Origin of the sequence: Streptomyces sp. NBC_00122, assembly GCF_045160845.1 — a bacterium.
In the GTDB taxonomy this organism is placed as follows: domain Bacteria; phylum Actinomycetota; class Actinomycetes; order Streptomycetales; family Streptomycetaceae; genus Streptomyces.
The window spans coordinates 4,760,329-4,778,149 of sequence record NZ_CP108191.1 but is presented as its reverse complement, the minus strand read 5'-3'; the positions used below and the strand labels follow the sequence as shown (position 1 = coordinate 4,778,149).

The 17,821-nt window shown below is 65.5% G+C and carries 11 protein-coding genes, 1 tRNA gene and 3 rRNA genes; 2 read left to right on the top strand and 13 right to left on the bottom strand.

Annotated features, from left to right (window positions below; translation table 11 throughout):
- Positions 1 to 47: 47 nt before the first annotated feature.
- The 7 genes from OG737_RS22740 to thyX form a co-directional block, all read right to left on the bottom strand.
- Positions 48 to 123 (bottom strand) — tRNA-Thr (locus OG737_RS22740).
- A gap of 5 nt (positions 124 to 128) precedes the next feature.
- Positions 129 to 245, bottom strand: a 5S ribosomal RNA gene (gene rrf, locus OG737_RS22735).
- Positions 246 to 321: 76 nt separating this feature from the next.
- A 23S ribosomal RNA gene (locus tag OG737_RS22730) occupies positions 322 to 3,444 on the bottom strand.
- A gap of 282 nt (positions 3,445 to 3,726) precedes the next feature.
- A 16S ribosomal RNA gene (locus tag OG737_RS22725) occupies positions 3,727 to 5,251 on the bottom strand.
- The 16S, 23S and 5S rRNA genes sit together here with 1 tRNA gene alongside, the layout of an rRNA operon.
- A gap of 645 nt (positions 5,252 to 5,896) precedes the next feature.
- Positions 5,897 to 7,582, bottom strand: coding sequence for a ribonuclease J (locus tag OG737_RS22720; RefSeq protein WP_328927965.1), 1,686 nt, complete (start codon positions 7,580 to 7,582; stop codon positions 5,897 to 5,899).
- Between the two features lie 114 nt (positions 7,583 to 7,696).
- Complete coding sequence (gene dapA, locus OG737_RS22715; protein ID WP_405921912.1) at positions 7,697 to 8,596, bottom strand: 4-hydroxy-tetrahydrodipicolinate synthase; 900 nt, start codon at positions 8,594 to 8,596, stop codon at positions 7,697 to 7,699.
- 210 nt (positions 8,597 to 8,806) lie between these two features.
- A complete protein-coding gene (thyX, locus tag OG737_RS22710; RefSeq protein ID WP_328927963.1) occupies positions 8,807 to 9,547 on the bottom strand; it encodes an FAD-dependent thymidylate synthase in 741 nt (246 codons plus the stop codon).
- A 166-nt stretch (positions 9,548 to 9,713) separates the two neighbouring features.
- Between thyX and OG737_RS22705 the strand changes: the two genes are divergently transcribed.
- Both OG737_RS22705 and OG737_RS22700 read left to right on the top strand, forming a co-directional pair.
- On the top strand, positions 9,714 to 9,953 hold the full coding sequence (locus OG737_RS22705; protein WP_328927962.1) for a hypothetical protein: 240 nt from the start codon (positions 9,714 to 9,716) through the stop codon (positions 9,951 to 9,953).
- A 48-nt stretch (positions 9,954 to 10,001) separates the two neighbouring features.
- On the top strand, positions 10,002 to 10,562 hold the full coding sequence (locus OG737_RS22700) for a PH domain-containing protein (protein WP_328927961.1): 561 nt from the start codon (positions 10,002 to 10,004) through the stop codon (positions 10,560 to 10,562).
- A gap of 44 nt (positions 10,563 to 10,606) precedes the next feature.
- Here the strand turns inward: OG737_RS22700 and OG737_RS22695 are convergent, their stop codons facing one another.
- From OG737_RS22695 to eccD, 6 genes are all read right to left on the bottom strand, one after another.
- The gene (locus tag OG737_RS22695) at positions 10,607 to 11,059 is read right to left on the bottom strand and encodes a hypothetical protein (protein WP_328927960.1); all 453 of its coding nucleotides are present in this window, start codon (positions 11,057 to 11,059) and stop codon (positions 10,607 to 10,609) included.
- Positions 11,060 to 11,069: 10 nt separating this feature from the next.
- Positions 11,070 to 11,822: a 4-hydroxy-tetrahydrodipicolinate reductase gene (dapB, locus tag OG737_RS22690; RefSeq protein ID WP_328927959.1), complete on the bottom strand. Its 753-nt coding sequence runs from the start codon at positions 11,820 to 11,822 to the stop codon at positions 11,070 to 11,072.
- A gap of 30 nt (positions 11,823 to 11,852) precedes the next feature.
- Complete coding sequence (locus OG737_RS22685; protein ID WP_328927958.1) at positions 11,853 to 13,244, bottom strand: pitrilysin family protein; 1,392 nt, start codon at positions 13,242 to 13,244, stop codon at positions 11,853 to 11,855.
- Positions 13,241 to 15,463 carry a polyribonucleotide nucleotidyltransferase gene (locus OG737_RS22680; protein WP_328930446.1) on the bottom strand — a complete coding sequence of 741 codons (2,223 nt, stop codon included), beginning with the start codon at positions 15,461 to 15,463 and terminating at the stop codon, positions 13,241 to 13,243. Before OG737_RS22680 ends, OG737_RS22685 begins: the two co-directional genes overlap by 4 nt.
- A 311-nt stretch (positions 15,464 to 15,774) precedes the next feature.
- Positions 15,775 to 16,062 (bottom strand): 30S ribosomal protein S15, encoded by a 288-nt coding sequence (gene rpsO, locus OG737_RS22675; RefSeq protein ID WP_031143997.1) that lies wholly within the window; start codon positions 16,060 to 16,062, stop codon positions 15,775 to 15,777.
- Between the two features lie 182 nt (positions 16,063 to 16,244).
- Positions 16,245 to 17,750, bottom strand: a complete 1,506-nt coding sequence (gene eccD / locus OG737_RS22670) for a type VII secretion integral membrane protein EccD (RefSeq protein WP_328927957.1) — start codon at positions 17,748 to 17,750, stop codon at positions 16,245 to 16,247.
- Between the last annotated feature and the right edge of the window lie 71 nt (positions 17,751 to 17,821).

The window sequence follows — 17,821 nt, the reverse complement described above, 5'->3', positions numbered from 1 at the left end:
CCGTAAACGCAAAAAGGCCCCCGCCTATTGGCGGGGGCCTTTTTTGTTGGAGCCCTTTAACGGAATCGAACCGTTGACCTTCTCCTTACCATGGAGACGCTCTACCGACTGAGCTAAAAGGGCGGGTTGTTCGGCGGCGTCCTACTCTCCCACAGGGTCCCCCCTGCAGTACCATCGGCGCTGAAAGGCTTAGCTTCCGGGTTCGGAATGTAACCGGGCGTTTCCCTAACGCTATGACCACCGAAACACTATGAAATTTGAACGCTGGTGTTTTCACAGCCGTTCGTTATTTCAGAACTAACACAGTGGACGCGAGCAACTGAGGACAAGCCCTCGGCCTATTAGTACCAGTCAGCTTCACCCGTTACCGGGCTTCCACATCTGGCCTATCAACCCAGTCGTCTACTGGGAGCCTTACCCTCTCAAGGAGGTGGGAATACTCATCTTGAAGCAGGCTTCCCGCTTAGATGCTTTCAGCGGTTATCCCTCCCGAACGTAGCCAACCAGCCATGCCCTTGGCAGGACAACTGGCACACCAGAGGTTCGTCCGTCCCGGTCCTCTCGTACTAGGGACAGCCCTTCTCAATATTCCTACGCGCACAGCGGATAGGGACCGAACTGTCTCACGACGTTCTAAACCCAGCTCGCGTACCGCTTTAATGGGCGAACAGCCCAACCCTTGGGACCGACTCCAGCCCCAGGATGCGACGAGCCGACATCGAGGTGCCAAACCATCCCGTCGATATGGACTCTTGGGGAAGATCAGCCTGTTATCCCCGGGGTACCTTTTATCCGTTGAGCGACGGCGCTTCCACAAGCCACCGCCGGATCACTAGTCCCGACTTTCGTCCCTGCTCGACCCGTCGGTCTCACAGTCAAGCTCCCTTGTGCACTTACACTCAACACCTGATTGCCAACCAGGCTGAGGGAACCTTTGGGCGCCTCCGTTACCCTTTGGGAGGCAACCGCCCCAGTTAAACTACCCATCAGACACTGTCCCTGATCCGGATCACGGACCGAGGTTAGACATCCAGCACGACCAGAGTGGTATTTCAACGGCGACTCCACAACCACTGGCGTGGCTGCTTCAAAGTCTCCCACCTATCCTACACAAGCCGAACCGAACACCAATATCAAACTGTAGTAAAGGTCCCGGGGTCTTTCCGTCCTGCTGCGCGAAACGAGCATCTTTACTCGTAGTGCAATTTCACCGGGCCTATGGTTGAGACAGTCGAGAAGTCGTTACGCCATTCGTGCAGGTCGGAACTTACCCGACAAGGAATTTCGCTACCTTAGGATGGTTATAGTTACCACCGCCGTTTACTGGCGCTTAAGTTCTCAGCTTCGCACACCCGAAAGTGCACTAACCGGTCCCCTTAACGTTCCAGCACCGGGCAGGCGTCAGTCCGTATACATCGCCTTACGGCTTCGCACGGACCTGTGTTTTTAGTAAACAGTCGCTTCTCGCTGGTCTCTGCGGCCACCCCCAGCTCACGGAGCAAGTCCGATCACCAGTGATGGCCCCCCTTCTCCCGAAGTTACGGGGGCATTTTGCCGAGTTCCTTAACCATAGTTCACCCGAACGCCTCGGTATTCTCTACCTGACCACCTGAGTCGGTTTAGGGTACGGGCCGCCATGAAACTCGCTAGAGGCTTTTCTCGACAGCATAGGATCATCCACTTCACCACAATCGGCTCGGCATCAGGTCTCAGCCTTAATGAGGGACGGATTTGCCTACCCCTCGGCCTACACCCTTACCCCGGGACAACCACCGCCCGGGCTGGACTACCTTCCTGCGTCACCCCATCGCTTACCTACTACAAGTCTGGTTCGTCGGCTCCACCACTTTCCTTTCCCCGAAGGGTCCGGAACGGCTTCACGGACTTAGCATCGCCTGATTCGATATTGGGCGTTTCAAAGCGGGTACCGGAATATCAACCGGTTGTCCATCGACTACGCCTGTCGGCCTCGCCTTAGGTCCCGACTTACCCTGGGCAGATCAGCTTGACCCAGGAACCCTTAGTCAATCGGCGCACACGTTTCTCACGTGTGTATCGCTACTCATGCCTGCATTCTCACTCGTGAACCGTCCACAACTAGCTTCCGCTGCTGCTTCACCCGGCACACGACGCTCCCCTACCCATCACAGCGGGCGTTGGCCCTATTGCTGCAATGACACGACTTCGGCGGTACGCTTGAGCCCCGCTACATTGTCGGCGCGGAATCACTTGACCAGTGAGCTATTACGCACTCTTTCAAGGGTGGCTGCTTCTAAGCCAACCTCCTGGTTGTCTCTGCGACTCCACATCCTTTCCCACTTAGCGTACGCTTAGGGGCCTTAGTCGATGCTCTGGGCTGTTTCCCTCTCGACCATGGAGCTTATCCCCCACAGTCTCACTGCCGTGCTCTCACTTACCGGCATTCGGAGTTTGGCTAAGGTCAGTAACCCGGTAGGGCCCATCGCCTATCCAGTGCTCTACCTCCGGCAAGAAACACACGACGCTGCACCTAAATGCATTTCGGGGAGAACCAGCTATCACGGAGTTTGATTGGCCTTTCACCCCTAACCACAGGTCATCCCCCAGGTTTTCAACCCTGGTGGGTTCGGTCCTCCACGAAGTCTTACCTCCGCTTCAACCTGCCCATGGCTAGATCACTCCGCTTCGGGTCTAGAGCGTGCAACTCAATCGCCCTATTCGGACTCGCTTTCGCTACGGCTTCCCCACACGGGTTAACCTCGCTACACACCGCTAACTCGCAGGCTCATTCTTCAAAAGGCACGCAGTCACGACCGTTGTTCCGAAGAACAACGGCGACGCTCCCACGGCTTGTAGGCACACGGTTTCAGGTACTATTTCACTCCGCTCCCGCGGTACTTTTCACCATTCCCTCACGGTACTATCCGCTATCGGTCACCAGGGAATATTTAGGCTTAGCGGGTGGTCCCGCCAGATTCACACGGGATTTCTCGGGCCCCGTGCTACTTGGGAGATGAGCAAGCAAGCCGCTGATGTTTCGTCTACGGGGGTCTTACCCTCTACGCCGGACCTTTCGCATGTCCTTCGACTACATCAACGGTTTCTGACTCGCCGACCGGCCGGCAGACCGGTCAAGCTCATTCCCACAACCCCGCATGCGCAACCCCTGCCGGGTATCACACGCATACGGTTTGGCCTCATCCGGTTTCGCTCGCCACTACTCCCGGAATCACGGTTGTTTTCTCTTCCTGAGGGTACTGAGATGTTTCACTTCCCCTCGTTCCCTCCACACTGCCTATGTGTTCAGCAGTGGGTGACAGCCCATGACGACTGCCGGGTTTCCCCATTCGGACACCCCCGGATCAAAGCTCAGTTGGCAGCTCCCCGGGGCCTATCGCGGCCTCTCACGTCCTTCATCGGTTCCTGGTGCCAAGGCATCCACCGTGCGCCCTTAAAAACTTGGCCACAGATGCTCGCGTCCACTGTGTAGTTCTCAAACAACGACCAGCCACCCATCACCCCACCAGACAAGCTGGCGAGTTCACTGGGGCCGGCACTGAAGATCAACCTTACGGCCGTACCTTCAGGACCCAACAACGTGCCAGGCACGATCCCTCATCAGTGAGTCACTTTCCACGCCGAAGCAGTACTCGTGATCCATCCGAAGAACCGTGCCAACTAATCAACGTTCCACCCATGAGCTGACCGTGCAGAACGTTTGTCTGCAATCGGTACTGTGCTCCTTAGAAAGGAGGTGATCCAGCCGCACCTTCCGGTACGGCTACCTTGTTACGACTTCGTCCCAATCGCCAGTCCCACCTTCGACAGCTCCCTCCCTTACGGGTTGGGCCACCGGCTTCGGGTGTTACCGACTTTCGTGACGTGACGGGCGGTGTGTACAAGGCCCGGGAACGTATTCACCGCAGCAATGCTGATCTGCGATTACTAGCAACTCCGACTTCATGGGGTCGAGTTGCAGACCCCAATCCGAACTGAGACCGGCTTTTTGAGATTCGCTCCACCTCACGGTATCGCAGCTCATTGTACCGGCCATTGTAGCACGTGTGCAGCCCAAGACATAAGGGGCATGATGACTTGACGTCGTCCCCACCTTCCTCCGAGTTGACCCCGGCGGTCTCCTGTGAGTCCCCATCACCCCGAAGGGCATGCTGGCAACACAGGACAAGGGTTGCGCTCGTTGCGGGACTTAACCCAACATCTCACGACACGAGCTGACGACAGCCATGCACCACCTGTATACCGACCACAAGGGGGGCACTATCTCTAATGCTTTCCGGTATATGTCAAGCCTTGGTAAGGTTCTTCGCGTTGCGTCGAATTAAGCCACATGCTCCGCTGCTTGTGCGGGCCCCCGTCAATTCCTTTGAGTTTTAGCCTTGCGGCCGTACTCCCCAGGCGGGGAACTTAATGCGTTAGCTGCGGCACCGACGACGTGGAATGTCGCCAACACCTAGTTCCCAACGTTTACGGCGTGGACTACCAGGGTATCTAATCCTGTTCGCTCCCCACGCTTTCGCTCCTCAGCGTCAGTAATGGCCCAGAGATCCGCCTTCGCCACCGGTGTTCCTCCTGATATCTGCGCATTTCACCGCTACACCAGGAATTCCGATCTCCCCTACCACACTCTAGCTAGCCCGTATCGAATGCAGACCCGAGGTTAAGCCTCGGGCTTTCACATCCGACGTGACAAGCCGCCTACGAGCTCTTTACGCCCAATAATTCCGGACAACGCTTGCGCCCTACGTATTACCGCGGCTGCTGGCACGTAGTTAGCCGGCGCTTCTTCTGCAGGTACCGTCACTTTCGCTTCTTCCCTGCTGAAAGAGGTTTACAACCCGAAGGCCGTCATCCCTCACGCGGCGTCGCTGCATCAGGCTTTCGCCCATTGTGCAATATTCCCCACTGCTGCCTCCCGTAGGAGTCTGGGCCGTGTCTCAGTCCCAGTGTGGCCGGTCGCCCTCTCAGGCCGGCTACCCGTCGTCGCCTTGGTGGGCCATTACCCCACCAACAAGCTGATAGGCCGCGGGCTCATCCTTCACCGCCGGAGCTTTCAACCCCCGCCCATGCAGGCAGGAGTGGTATCCGGTATTAGACCCCGTTTCCAGGGCTTGTCCCAGAGTGAAGGGCAGATTGCCCACGTGTTACTCACCCGTTCGCCACTAATCCACCCCGAAGGGCTTCATCGTTCGACTTGCATGTGTTAAGCACGCCGCCAGCGTTCGTCCTGAGCCAGGATCAAACTCTCCATGAATGTTTACCCGTAATCGGGTGCACACATCACTTAGAGCGGGCACGTCATATCGGAATATGACCGACGCGCCACAACGTCCTCGCTGTGTTATTGCCTGCAAGCACTCCGAAACCGGAGCCTCACAGGTCTTTTTCAAAGGAACCTCATCCACCGAAGTGGACGGGGTATCAACTTCTGGCGTTGATTTTTGGCACGCTGTTGAGTTCTCAAGGAACGGACGCTTCCTTTGTACTCACCCTCTCGGGCTTTCCTCCGGGCTTTCGTTCTGTGTTCTTGCGTTTCCGACTCTATCAGACTCTTTCGTGTCCGACTTCCTCGGTGCTTTCCAGGTTCTACGCTTTCGCGCTTTCCCTTTCCGGCGATTCCGACTCTATCAGATTCATTTCCGTGCCGTTTCCGGTTTGGATTGGAATTCCGATGGCCTTCGGGGGGCCTTTCCCTTTCGGGTGGATCAGACTTTATCAGGTCTCCCTGAGTCTCGATTCCCACCCTCCCCGGACTTCGTCCGGAGGGATCCCAGCATGACTGTTCCGGACACACATGTGTGCCCGGGCGCCGTGCGAGGTGGAGCCGTAAACGTACTGGAGCGGGGCCCCCGGATGCAAATCCGGTTGCCCCGCTCCAGTGACGCCGCTACGGCGAGGGTCAGACCTCGACGACGACGGGGAGGATCATCGGGCGGCGGCGGTAGCTGTCCGACACCCACTTGCCCATCGTGCGGCGGATGAGCTGCTGGATCTGGTGCGGCTCGGCCACGCCGTCGGAAGCGGCGCGGGCGATGGCCTCCTCGATCTTCACGACGACCGGGCCGAAGGCCGAGTCGTCGATGCCGGAGCCACGGGCCTGGATGTTCGGGCCGCTGACGACCTTGCCCGTCGTGCTGTCCACCACGACGTAGACCGAGATGATGCCCTCGTCGCCGAGGATCCGGCGGTCCTTCAGGTGGACCTCGGTGACGTCGCCGACCGAGAGGCCGTCCACGTACACGTAGCCGGCCTGGACCTTGCCGGAGATCCGGGCCTTGCCGTCGATCAGGTCGACGACCACGCCGTCCTCGGCGATGACGATGCGGTCCTTCGGGACGCCCGTCAGGGCACCGAGCTCGGCGTTGGCGCGCAAGTGGCGCCACTCGCCGTGGACCGGCATCAGGTTCCGCGGCTTGCAGATGTTGTAGAAGTACAGCAGTTCGCCCGCGGAGGCGTGGCCGGAAACGTGCACCTTGGCGTTGCCCTTGTGCACGACGTTGGCGCCCCAGCGGGTCAGGCCGTTGATCACGCGGTAGACCGCGTTCTCGTTGCCCGGGATCAGGGACGACGCCAGGATCACGGTGTCGCCGGGGACGATCCGGATCTGGTGGTCGCGGTTGGCCATGCGGGACAGCGCGGCCATCGGCTCGCCCTGGGAACCCGTGCAGACGAGGACGACCTCGTGCGGCGGCAGGTCGTCGAGGGTCTTGACGTCCACGACGAGACCCGGCGGCACCTTCAGGTAGCCCAGGTCGCGGGCGATGCCCATGTTGCGGACCATCGAGCGGCCGACGAAGGCGACCCTGCGGCCGTACTCGTGGGCGGCGTCGAGGATCTGCTGGATCCGGTGCACGTGGCTGGCGAAGCTGGCCACGATGATCCGGTTGTGGGCGTTCGCGAAGACCGTGCGCAGGACGTTGGAGATCTCGCGCTCGGGCGGGACGAAGCCCGGGACCTCGGCGTTCGTCGAGTCGGAGAGGAGGAGGTCGATGCCCTCTTCGCTCAGACGCGCGAAAGCGTGCAGGTCGGTGAGGCGCTTGTCCAGCGGGAGCTGGTCCATCTTGAAGTCGCCGGTGGCGACGACCAGGCCCGCGGGGGTCCGGATCGCGACGGCCAGGGCGTCGGGGATGGAGTGGTTGACGGCGATGAACTCGCAGTCGAAGGGACCGAGGCTCTCCCGCTCGCCTTCCTTCACCTCAAGGGTGTAGGGGCGGATGCGGTGCTCCTGGAGCTTCGCCTCGATGAGGGCCAGCGTCAGCTTGGAGCCGATCAGCGGGATGTCCGGCTTCTCCCGGAGGAGGTAGGGGACTGCGCCGATGTGGTCTTCGTGGCCGTGCGTGAGGACGATGCCGTCGATGTCATCGAGACGGTCCCTGATGGACGTGAAGTCCGGCAGGATCAGGTCGATGCCCGGCTGCTCCTCCTCGGGGAAGAGGACGCCGCAGTCGACGATCAGCAGGCGGCCGTCGAACTCGAAGACGGTCATGTTGCGGCCGATCTCGCCGAGGCCACCCAGAGGGGTGACCCGAAGGCCGCCCTTGGGCAGCTTCGGCGGCGGACCGAGTTCAGGATGCGGATGGCTCAAAAGTGTCTCCTCACCACACACGCCACGTACCTCGGAAGGCACGTGGCGTGTATGACATTCGTGCTCTTGCTGTTGTCTGTTTCGGTCGTGCTTGTTCAGTTGTGAAGTCTGTTCTCAGAGCTGTACCCCGCCGGCGGCGAGATCGAGCTTGAGCTGCGCCGTCTCTTCGGCGGTCAGGTCGATCAGCGGGAGCCGCAGCGGACCCGCAGGCAGCCCCAGCAGGTTCAACGCGCCCTTGGTCGTCATCACGCCCTGGGTGCGGAACATGCCGGTGAAGACCGGAAGCAGCTTCTGGTGGATCTCGGTCGCCTTCTGGACGTCTCCGCCCAGGTGGGCCTCGAGCATCGCGCGCAGGTCGGGGGCGACCACGTGGGCGACCACGGAGACGAAGCCGACCGCACCGACGGACAGGAGCGGCAGGTTCAGCATGTCGTCGCCGGAGTACCAGGCCAGGCCGCTCTGCGCGATGGCCCAGCTGGCGCGGCCGAGGTCACCCTTGGCGTCCTTGTTGGCAACGATACGGGGGTGCTCGGCCAGCCGGACCAGAGTTTCGGTGTCGATCGGGACACCACTGCGGCCGGGGATGTCGTAGAGCATGACCGGCAGCCCGGTCGCGTCGGCGATCGCCGTGAAGTGCCGGTAGAGGCCTTCCTGCGGCGGCTTGCTGTAGTACGGGGTCACCGCGAGGAGGCCGTGGGCGCCCGTGCGCTCGGCCTGGCGGGCGAGCTCCAGGGTGTGGCGGGTGTCGTTGGTACCGATGCCGGCGACCACGTGGGCGCGGTCTCCGACGGCTTCGAGGACGGCTCGTACGAGGTCGTTTTTCTCCGCGTCGGTGGTGGTCGGCGACTCGCCGGTGGTGCCGTTGATGATCAGGCCGTCGTTGCCTGCGTCCACCAGGTGGACGGCGAGACGCTGCGCGCCGTCGAGGTCGAGTGCGCCATCCGCCGTAAACGGCGTGATCATGGCGGTGAGGACCCGCCCGAAGGGGGTCTGCGGAGTCGAGATCGGAGCCATGGGTAACACGCTACTCGCTGCCATGCTCGCGGTGTCCCCTCGGGGGACGTCAACAGGGTGTACGGAGTGTTGGACGCCGGCACTGCCTGCTCGGGGGTTCAAGCAGTGCCGGGTCCGTTTGATCAGCCTAGATGAACTTTCCGAAACGCCGCAATACGGACACTTCGGACTTGACTGAGCGCACCCTGTGCGTCCCACGGGCAAGGGACCTCAGGGGGCGACGCGGCCGTTGCCGTTGAAGGCGGCGTACGTGAGCGGCATGAGCTTCGCCCAGTGCTGCTCCATCTTCTCGCCGACCATCTCGATCTCCCGCTGCGGGAAGGACGGCACCGCCGCGAGCTCGTGCTGCGTGCGCAGACCCAGGAAGTGCATCAGCGAGCGAGCGTTGCAGGTGGCGTACATGGAGGAGAAAAGTCCGACCGGCAGGACCGAACGGGCAACCTCCCGGGCCACGCCCGCGGCGAGCATCTCCCGGTAGGCCTCGTAGGCCTGCACGTACGAGTCCTCCATGACGCGGCCGGTCAGCTCCTGCTGCGCCTCGGTGCCCTCGACGAAGACGTACTTGCCCGGGCGGCCCTCCTGGACGAGCTTGCGCTCGGCGTCCGGGACGTAGAAGACCGGCTCCAGCTCCCTGTAACGGCCGGATTCCTCGTTGTAGGACCAGCCGACGCGGTGGCGCATGAACTCGCGGAACACGAAGATCGGCGCGCTGATGAAGAAGGTCATCGAGTTGTGCTCGAAGGGGCTGCCGTGGCGATCCCGCATGAGGTAGTTGATGAGGCCCTTGGAGCGCTCCGGGTCCTTCTGCAGCTCCTCCAGGGACTGCTCGCCCGCCGTGGAGACACGGGCGGCCCACAGCACGTCCGAGTCGGCGGCGGAGTGCTTCACCAGCTCCACCGTCACGTCACTGCGGAAGCTGGGTTTCAGATCTGAAGCGGCGGTCTCGCTCACCGGGGGTCCTTCCAAACGTGCGTCCTGGGGCGCGCCCACTCTACGTCGCCGCCTGCGGGCCGCAGCGCCATGGATTTTCGTTAATGTGCCCAAACCCGGCACCGATTGGGCCTCTCGGACGTCCTACGTAAGAGAACGCACACCGATCGTGAGGAGAGTGGCTCCCATGTTCCGCCGACGGGAACCCGTCCCGTTCGCCTTCGTCGCCGAGGCCGACCGTTTCCGCAGCAACGTCACTCCGCCGCCGCGCGAGCGCCTGAGCAGGACTCAGCTCGCCGCCCGTAGTCTGGTCGGGCTGACCGTGGTGGCGGGGCTGGCCGGCGCGCTGCTCTTCGGTATGCCGGCACTGCAGCCGAGCAAGGCGCCGACGAAGTCGCAGCAGTCGGAGGCCTCCGAGGGGCGGTAGCCTCACGGTCACAGCCCAACCGAACGTGCATGTGAGTGAGGTCCAGCCGTGCCCCTGCCCTTCCTGACGGCCGACGGTGTGTCCGAGGCGGATGACGACGGCGACGAGGCGCTCGCCCATGACGACCACGAGCGCTGGCGGCGGCCCTACCGGCCGGGTCCCTGGCGGGTGGCCATCGCCGCGCTGCTGCTCCTGCTGTCCGCCTTCATGCTGCTGGCCACGATGATCATCGCCTTCGCGGGTACCTGGGGCGGAGCGTCGGTGTGCCTGGTCGCCGCGCTCGGTGTCGTCGGGTCCGTGCTGCAAGTGCTGCGCGCCGGCGTCTGGGTGAGCCGTACGGGACTGCGCCGGGTCGGCTTCTTCGGGACCCGCTCGATCGCGTGGAGCGAGATCGCCGAGCTCCGTACGGTGCAGCAGCCGGTGCGCTGGCTCGGTCTGCCGAGGACCGTACAGGGGCAGGCGCTGACGGTGGCAGGGCGCGACGGCGCAGAGCTGCCGGTGCTGCTGACCGACCACGACGCCGATTTCCTGTCGCGGTCCGAGGCCTTCGACCGGGCCGCCGACACGGTCGGGGCCTGGGCCGACGAGTACCGGCCCGTGCCCGCCTGATCCGGAGCCGCGCGCACGGGGAGCCCGTACAGGTGTCAGACCGCTTAGACCTGTACGGGCTTCTTGTCGTGCAGGGCGATCGCCCGCTGCATGGCCTTGCGCGCCCGCGGGGTGTCGCGGGCGTCGTGGTAGGCGACGGCGAGCCGGAACCAGCTGCGCCAGTCCCCCGGCGCGTCCTCGGTCTCGGCCTTGCGGCGCGCGAAGACCTCGTCGGCCGAGTCCCGCAGGATCCGGCCGTACTCGTCCCGCTCCAGCTCGTCGACGGGCAGGCCGCCCTCGCCCTCCAGCTCGGTCGCGAGCTGGTTGGCCCTGGTGACGAACCGGGTGTTCTTCCAGAGGAACCAGACGCCGATGACCGGCAGGATCAGCACGGCCACACCGAAGGTGACGGTGAGCCAGGTGCCGTGCCGGATCAGCATCAGACCCCGGCTGCCGGCCAGGACGAAGTAGACGACCAGGACGGCGGCCGTGAGGAAGTACGTGATCTTCGCGCGCATGATGATCGGATCAGCCCAGGTCGAGGAAGTGTTCCAGACCGAAGGTGAGGCCCGGGGTCTGCGTCACGCGGCGCACGCCGAGCAGGATGCCCGGCATGAAGCTGCTGTGGTGCAGGGAGTCGTGACGGATGGTCAGGGTCTCGCCCTCGGCCCCGAGGAGCACCTCCTGGTGGGCCAGCAGGCCACGCAGGCGGACGGCGTGCACCGGGACGCCGTCGACGTCCGCGCCGCGCGCCCCGTCGAGGGCGGTCGCGGTGGCGTCGGGCTGCGGGGCGCAGCCGGCCTCGGCGCGGGCGGCCGCGATGAGCTGCGCCGTACGGGTCGCGGTGCCCGAGGGGGCGTCGACCTTGTTGGGGTGGTGCAGCTCGACGACCTCGACGGACTCGAAGTAGCGGGCGGCCTGGGCGGCGAACTTCATGGTCAGGACGGCGCCGATGGAGAAGTTCGGTGCGATGAGCACACCGGTCTCCGGGGATCCGGCGAGCCAGGTGTTCAGCTGAGCGAGGCGGTCCTCGTTCCAGCCGGTGGTGCCGACCACTCCGTGGATGCCGTGACGGGTGAGGAACTCCAGGTTCCCCATGACCGAGGCGGGGGTGGTCAGCTCGACGGCGACCTGGGCGCCGGCCTCGGCCAGCGTCTCCAGCTTGTCGCCGCGGCCGAGGGCCGCCACCAGCTCCATGTCGTCGGCGGCCTCGACCGCCTTCACGGCCTCGGAGCCGATGCGGCCCTGTGCGCCGAGGACTGCCACGCGCAGCTTGCTCATGTTCATGTCCTTAAATCAGAGCAGACTTACCTACGTACGGGACTGGGCGACGGCCTCGTCGAGGCGGGCCGCCTGCTTCTCCTTCAGCGAGCCGATCACCGCGAGCGAGGGCCGCTGGGCCAGTACATCCTGCGCGACCGAGCGGACGTCGTCCGGGGTCACGGAGGCGATCCGCGCCAGCATGTCGTCGACCGACATCTGGTCGCCCCAGCACAGCTCGCTCTTGCCGATCCGGTTCATGATCGCGCCGGTGTCCTCCAGGCCGAGGACGGTGGAGCCGGACAGCTGGCCGATGGCCCGCTTGATCTCGTCGTCGGTGAGCCCGTCGGACGCGACCTTGTCGAGCTCGTCGCGGCAGATGCGGAGCACGTCGTGCACCTGGTTGGGGCGGCAGCCCGCGTACACGCCGAAGAGGCCGGTGTCGGCGAAGCCCGAGGTGTACGAGTACACGCTGTAGGCGAGGCCGCGCTTCTCCCGGACCTCCTGGAAGAGGCGTGAGGACATGCCGCCGCCGAGGGCGGTGTTCAGTACGCCCAGCGCCCAGCGGCGCTCGTCGGCGCGGGCGAGGCCGGGCATGCCGAGGACCACGTGGGCCTGCTCGGTCTTGCGGTTGACCAGCTCGACGCGGCCGGAAGTGCGGATGCGCTTGGTGCCGGCGCGCGGGCCGATCGGCTCGGCGTCGGTGCGGGTCAGCGCGTCGGCCTGCTCGAAGGCTGCGCGGACCTGGCGCACGACCTTGTTGTGGTCGACGTTGCCGGCGGCCGCGACGACGAGGTGGGTCGGATCGTAGTGCTTCTTGTAGAAGCGGCGGATCCGGTCGGCGCCGAGTGCGTTGATCGTGTCGACGGTGCCCAGGACGGGACGGCCCAGCGGGGTGTCGCCGTACATGGTCTGCGCGAACAGGTCGTGGACCATGTCGCCCGGGTCGTCCTCGGTCATCGCGATCTCTTCGAGGATGACGCCGCGCTCGGCGTCGACGTCCTCCTCGCGGATCAGCGAGCCGGTGAGCATGTCGCAGACCACGTCGATGGCCAGCGGCAGGTCGGTGTCGAGCACCCGGGCGTAGTAGCAGGTGTACTCCTTCGCCGTGAAGGCGTTCATCTCGCCGCCGACCGCGTCGATCGCGGAGGAGATGTCGAGGGCGCTGCGCTGGTGCGTGCCCTTGAAGAGGAGGTGCTCCAGGTAGTGCGTGGCGCCGTTCAGCGTGGGCGTCTCGTCACGGGAGCCGACGTGCGCCCAGATGCCGAAGGTGGCGGAGCGGACGGAGGGCAGCGTCTCGGTGACGATGCGCAGTCCGCCGGGCAGGACCGTGCGCCGGACGGTGCCGATGCCGTTGCTGCCCTTGAGGAGGGTTTGGGTACGGGCGACGGCCCGCCCCTCCGAAGAGGGGCGGGCCGTCACACGGGAACTACGCGACATCACTTGTCGGAGTCGTCCTTGTCAGCGTCGTCACCGGCGGCCTCGCCGTCGATCACGGGGACCAGCGAGAGCTTGCCGCGCTGGTCGATCTCGGCGATCTCGACCTGGACCTTGGTGCCGACCGCGAGCACGTCCTCGACGTTCTCCACGCGCTTGCCACCGGCGAGCTTGCGGATCTGCGAGATGTGCAGCAGGCCGTCCTTGCCGGGCATGAGGGAGACGAAGGCACCGAAGGTGGTGGTCTTGACGACCGTACCCAGGTAGCGCTCGCCGACCTCCGGCATGGTCGGGTTGGCGATCGAGTTGATCGTGGCACGGGCGGCCTCGGCGGCCGGGCCGTCGGAGGCACCGATGTAGATGGTGCCGTCGTCCTCGATCGTGATCTCGGCGCCGGTGTCCTCCTGGATCTGGTTGATCATCTTGCCCTTGGGGCCGATGACCTCACCGATCTTGTCCACCGGGATCTTGACGGTGATGATCCGCGGGGCGAACGGGGACATCGCGTCCGGCGTGTCGATCGCTTCCATCATCACGTCGAGGATGTGGAGGCGGGCGTCGCGGGCCTGCTTGAGGGCCGCGGCCAGGACGGAGGCCGGGATGCCGTCCAGCTTGGTGTCCAGCTGGAGGGCGGTGACGAACTCCTTGGTGCCGGCGACCTTGAAGTCCATGTCGCCGAAGGCGTCCTCCGCACCGAGGATGTCGGTGAGGGCGACGTAGTGCGTCTTGCCGTCGATCTCCTGGGAGATCAGACCCATGGCGATACCGGCGACGGGGGCCTTGAGGGGCACACCGGCGTTCAGCAGCGACATGGTGGAGGCGCAGACCGAGCCCATGGACGTCGAACCGTTGGAGCCGAGGGCCTCGGACACCTGACGGATCGCGTAGGGGAACTCCTCGCGGGTCGGGAGGACCGGCACGATCGCGCGCTCGGCGAGCGCGCCGTGGCCGATCTCGCGGCGCTTCGGCGAACCGACGCGGCCGGTCTCGCCGACGGAGTACGGCGGGAAGTTGTAGTTGTGCATGTAGCGCTTGCGGGTCACCGGGGAGAGGGTGTCCAGCTGCTGCTCCATGCGGAGCATGTTGAGGGTGGTGACGCCCAGGATCTGGGTCTCGCCACGCTCGAACAGCGCCGAGCCGTGCACGCGCGGGATGGCCTCGACCTCGGCGGCGAGGGTACGGATGTCCGTGATCCCGCGGCCGTCGATGCGGACCTTGTCCTTGATGACGCGCTCGCGCACCAGGGCCTTGGTCAGGCTGCGGTAGGCGGCGGAGATCTCCTTCTCGCGGCCCTCGAAGGCCGGGAGGAGCTTCTCGGCGGCGATCTCCTTGACGCGGTCCAGCTCGGCCTCGCGGTCCTGCTTGCCCGCGATGGTCAGCGCCTGGGAGAGGTCGCCCTTGACGGCGGCCGCGAGGGCCTCGTACACGTCGTCCTGGTAGTCCAGGAAGACCGGGAACTCGCCCTCGGGCTTCGCGGCCTTGGCGGCCAGGTCGGCCTGGGCCTTGCAGAGGACCTTGATGAACGGCTTCGCGGCGTCGAGACCCGCGGCGACGATCTCCTCGGTCGGCGCCTGGGCGCCGCCCTTGACGAGGGCGATGGTCTTCTCGGTGGCCTCGGCCTCGACCATCATGATCGCGACGTCGCCGTCCTCCAGGACGCGGCCCGCGACGACCATGTCGAAGACGGCGTCCTCGAGCTCGGTGTGCGTCGGGAAGGCCACCCACTGGCCGCGGATCAGCGCGACGCGGACGCCGCCGATCGGGCCGGAGAAGGGCAGGCCGGCCAGCTGCGTGGACGCGGACGCGGCGTTGATCGCGACGACGTCGTACAGGTGGTCGGGGTTGAGCGCCATGATCGTGGCGACGACCTGGATCTCGTTGCGCAGGCCCTTCTTGAAGGACGGGCGCAGCGGGCGGTCGATCAGGCGGCAGGTGAGGATCGCGTCCTCGGAGGGCCGGCCCTCACGGCGGAAGAAGGAGCCGGGGATCTTGCCGGCCGCGTACTGCCGCTCCTCGACGTCCACCGTCAGGGGGAAGAAGTCGAGCTGGTCCTTGGGCTTCTTCGACGCGGTGGTGGCGGACAGCACCATCGTGTCGTCGTCCAGGTAGGCAACGGCGGAGCCGGCGGCCTGGCGGGCCAGACGGCCCGTCTCGAAGCGGATGGTGCGGGTGCCGAAGGAACCGTTGTCAATGACGGCCTCGGCGTAGTGGGTCTCGTTCTCCACTAGCGTTTTCTCCATTTTCGTCGTCTCCGTCCGCCGCCCGTGTGGCGGTGGACGGTTGCGGAGAAGCGCTCCTTGCCTGGGGCCGGTCTTCGATCGAAGCACCCGGTCCGTTGCCCGTGGGGGCATTCCGGGTGCCACTACCGAGGACCGGCGGCGTAGGGAGGGCGCTCCTCCTCTTCTGTTGTGCACGTCTTCGCGCGTCTTCATACGCGCACGTGCGTCCTTTCCAGACTACAAAGGGTCCGGTCCGTCCCGCACGTACAGCAAAGGGAGCGGCCCCCGGATGTGGGAACCGCTCCCTTCACGGCGTGTTACTTGGCGCCGGCCGCACCGCGGCGGATGCCGAGGCGCTCGACCAGCGTACGGAAGCGCTGGATGTCCTTCTTGGCCAGGTACTGCAGCAGGCGGCGACGCTGGCCGACCAGGATCAGCAGACCACGACGGGAGTGGTGGTCGTGCTTGTGCGTCTTGAGGTGCTCGGTCAGGTCCGAGATGCGGCGGGAGAGCATCGCGACCTGGACCTCGGGAGAGCCGGTGTCGCCCTCCTTGGCACCGAACTCGCTGATGATCTGCTTCTTCGTAGCGGCGTCGAGCGGCACGCGTACTCCTCGTTTGGGTCTTCGTAGCCACCGAGTGCCCCAGGTCTGAGTCTCTGGGGAGCTTCCGTAACTCGGGAGGCGGGGTCCGCTGAGCGCAGTCCACAGACCCTTTGTCGAGGATCCGGAGGACGCGTACACAAACGGCCGTCACACAGCGTACCAGGCTGCCGGGACTCGGCGTCTCAGCTGGTGAGAGCGCGGGCCCGGGAATAGACGTCCAGCACGGCCAGGGCCAGCGGGACCAGGCTGAGCAGGACCGCCGCCTCGGTGAGGTCGAGCAGCCTTCCCCAGAAGGGTGACAGGCCCTTGCGGGGAATGACAAGCGCAATTCCGGCGAGGAGGGCCGCGCCGGCCGCGACGGCGGCGGTCAGCCAGATCGTACGGAGGTCCAGGCCGCTGCGGTCGTGCTTCACGAGGAGGGCTTCGAGCAGGTCGGCCGGCGGGTGCAGGGCCAGGCCCAGGATCAGCAGCGCGACGGCGACGAGGCCGGCGGCCAGTGTGCAGACCACCTGGGAGGTGTAGCGGAAGAGGCGGGCGCGCAGCAGCATGGCGAGGCCGGTGGTCAGGGCCAGCAGGCGGCCCCAGGTGTTGTCGGAGAAGCCGAGGACGGCGGCGGCGCCGACGGCGACCGCCGCGCAGCCGCCGACCAGGCCGAGCAGCATCTCGTGACCGCGCCGGGCCTGGGCCGCGATCTGCTCCGCGTCGAGCGTGGCGGCCTGGTCGTGCTGGTCGGCGGCGGACTGGTCACCGTACGGCTCGGTCTCGTAGCGGTCCGGGGTCTCGTAATCCTCGGTGGCGCTCTGCGGGGCGGCGTAGCCGATGGGCAGGCGGGCGAAGCGCGCGGAGAGACCGGGCAGGAAGGCGACGAGGCCGATGGCCACGGGTGCGCAGACGGCGGCGGTGGCGGTCGCGGAGGCCTCGGTGGCGATGGCCGTGAAGGTGGCCAGGGTGCCGGTGGCGGCGACGAAGGTGGCCGCGACGAAGGGCGCGTCGCCGCTGGGGGTGAGCGCGACCAGGGCGACGGAGGCGACGAGGACGCAGACGCAGCCGAGCAGGAACTGGAGGCGGCCGGGGCCCTGGCCGGCGGCGGGGGCGATGATCCCGGAGCCGGCGATCAGCAGCTGCGGCAGGGCGGCGAGGCCGAGCGCCACGGCGGAGCCGCGGTCGCGGTAGACCCGGGCGCGCACGCCCGCCACCGCGGTGAGCAGGACTCCGACGGCGCCCGCGAGGATGCCGGGCAGGCCGTGCATGTCGTGGCGCAGCGGGTCGGCGTACCAGAGGACGAAGCCCAGCATGAGGAGGAGCACCGCGGCGCCGGCCAGGCCCGCGCCGCGCAGCATGTCGTCGCTCCAGCGGTGCCGGTCGCGGACGACGGCGGAGGCGACGGCGTCGGAGACGTCGTCGAAGACGGCGGGCGGCAGGGACTCGGCGAAGGGGCGCAGGCTGAGCACCTCGCCGTCGAGGACCTGCTGGGCGGCGAGGGTGCGGGCGCCGTCGAGGACGGCGCCGGAGCGGCGTACGAGGTGGAAGCCCGTGGGGGCGCCGACGGGCTGGGTCTGGCCGGTGAGGCGCAGCAGCTCGGGATAGACGTCGGCGACGGCGATGTCCTCGGGGAGGGCGACGTCGATCCGGCTGTCCGGGGCCACGACGGTGACCCTGCAGAAGCCCGTCGTTGCGGCCGTACTCACCTGTGTGACCCCCCTTGTTGACGTCCGCGACGGCGGACGATTCGCGGATGCGCATACTGCGCGCGCCACCC

Coding starts and splice junctions, on each gene's coding strand:
- OG737_RS22695 (WP_328927960.1), bottom strand. CDS start 11,059: ATGCGCGCGAAGATCACGTACTTCCTCACGGCCGCCGTCCTGGTCGTC.
- OG737_RS22705 (WP_328927962.1), top strand. CDS start 9,714: ATGTTCCGCCGACGGGAACCCGTCCCGTTCGCCTTCGTCGCCGAGGCC.
- dapB (WP_328927959.1), bottom strand. CDS start 11,822: ATGAGCAAGCTGCGCGTGGCAGTCCTCGGCGCACAGGGCCGCATCGGC.
- dapA (WP_405921912.1), bottom strand. CDS start 8,596: ATGGCTCCGATCTCGACTCCGCAGACCCCCTTCGGGCGGGTCCTCACC.